2 protein-coding genes are annotated in these 1,948 nt (G+C 43.1%); one reads left to right on the top strand and one right to left on the bottom strand.

The genetic code is table 11. The features are described 5' to 3' along the window. Positions 1 to 550, bottom strand: a 550-nt coding sequence (locus tag IQ242_RS23625) for an RNA-guided endonuclease TnpB family protein (RefSeq protein ID WP_193961628.1), incomplete at its 3' end; no start/stop codon positions are given. 90 nt (positions 551 to 640) lie between these two features. On the opposite strand from IQ242_RS23625, the gene IQ242_RS23620 reads away from it, so the two are divergent. Beyond that, the gene (locus tag IQ242_RS23620; protein ID WP_193961627.1) at positions 641 to 1,744 is read left to right on the top strand and encodes a glycosyltransferase family 4 protein; all 1,104 of its coding nucleotides are present in this window, start codon (positions 641 to 643) and stop codon (positions 1,742 to 1,744) included. The last annotated feature ends 204 nt before the right edge of the window (positions 1,745 to 1,948 follow it).

The raw sequence follows: 1,948 nt of genomic DNA, 5'->3' as shown, positions 1-1,948 counted from the left end.
CAATTCCAATGGCTTTATCTGTTACTGGTAATGGCTTAATCGTTGGGTCATCAAATCTAATTGAAATATGCCAACGTCCAGAAGGATGTAATCTGACTGTTACTGTGCTTGGTTCACAGCTTTCTGGGATTTGTCTTGACCATCGAATAGGTAAAGGTTCCGTGCATTTGGCTAAATAGATTTGTTTGTCTTTAATTTTAAAAGCAGATTTGGTAAATTCGGCACTTCCTCCTTGATGTTTTTTCTTAAAGTTAGGATACTTAGTACGACCAGCAAAGAAATTAGTGAAAGCTGTTTGTAGGTGTCTTAACCCTTGTTGTAAAGGTACACAGCTTACCTCATTGAGAAAGTCTAATTCTTCTTGTTTTTTCCAATCGGTTAGCATTGAAGAAGTTTCAGTATATCCTACTCTTTCTTGTCTTTCATACCAAGCTTGTGTTCGTTCGTGGAGAGCTTTGTTGTAAACTAATCTTACACAGCCCAATGTGCGCCGCAATAGCGACTCTTGTGTTGGTGTGGGGTAAAATCGAAACGAGTAGGCTTTTTCCATACCTCACATTTTAGCATATATCGTGTAAATGCGCTAGTATTTCATAGTAAAGCCGTCCTTTGAGAACGGGGTTTCAGACCCAAATTTTCGATGATGCCTCATATCTTCCTATTTTTAGAGATTTTTTCCCAAGAAGGCGGTATTCAATCCTATATCAAGGATGTCCTGCAAGCTTATCTCACTTTGCCCGATGGCGAGGCGGCCGAGGTTTTTTTACTGCGGGATGCCCCTGATTGTCCTAATCCTTTCAAAAATCAAGGTATTACCTTTCATTACCTGAAAAATAACTCAGCAACTCTCGGACGCATTCAATTAGCCCTTAAGTTTCTAGTTTCTCTCCTCCGGAAACGTCCCCAACGGGTTTTTTGTGGTCATATAAATTTAGCCCCCCTCACCCGTCTTTACTGTCAAGCTTTAGGCATACCCTACACCGTCCTCACCTACGGCAATGAAGTCTGGGAACCTTTAGCAAATTCGCAAAAACAGGCCCTGCAAGCGGCCGCATCGATCTGGACAATTAGCCGTTACACTCGCGATCTTATGTGTGAGGCTAACGCTATTGATCCCAAAAAAGTAGCAATTCTCCCCTGTGTGGTGGATGAGGAAAAGTTTAATTTAGGCGAAAAGTCCTTGACATTAATCAAAAAATATGATATAGAAAATGCCAAAGTTTTATTAACAGTGGCCCGGTTGTGGTCGGGGGATATCCATAAAGGGGTAGATGTTACCATTCGGGCCCTGCCGACAATTCTAGAGACTTATCCCGAAGTAAAATATCTAGTCATCGGACGAGGGGACGATCGCCCCAGGTTAGAAGCTTTAACCAAGCAGTTAGGAGTGGATAAACAGGTAATTTTCGCGGGTTTTGTCCCCACAGAGGAATTAGCCGACCATTATCGTTTAGCCGATGCTTACGTTATGCCCTCCCGGGAAGGATTCGGGATTGTTTACCTAGAGGCCATGGCCTGTGGTATTCCCGTGATTTCTGGAGATGAGGACGGTTCAGCAGAGCCGCTGCAGGATGGTTTGGTGGGGTGGCGCGTTCCCTATCGAGATGCCGAAAAGGTGGCTAAAGCTTGTCTAGAAATTTTGCCAGGTCAGGATCAACGTTGTCACCCGCAATGGTTGCGTCAACAAACTGTAACTAAATTCGGCAAAAAGACTTTACAAGCAAAATTACGGCAGTTAATCTAATTATAACTTCATTGGGCATCGTCTCCTCAATACCAGCCACTGACTAGCCAAAACCACAACTTTGTCACTCATTATTAAGAGAACTCCATAAAAAAGATGATCCAATAGTTAAGTGAGTTGATAAGGGATTTCCACAAACCACTTGGGCAAATGGGGAAGTCGATTAATCTGTTTTTCCAACTCTGCCATTGCCTCCCGGGTCAA

The sequence above is a fragment of the Microcystis sp. LEGE 08355 genome (genome assembly GCF_015207185.1).
GTDB classification, from domain to species: Bacteria; Cyanobacteriota; Cyanobacteriia; order Cyanobacteriales; family Microcystaceae; genus Microcystis; species Microcystis panniformis.
Note: the sequence above shows the minus strand (reverse complement) of the source record. Positions and strands in the feature narration are given on the sequence as shown.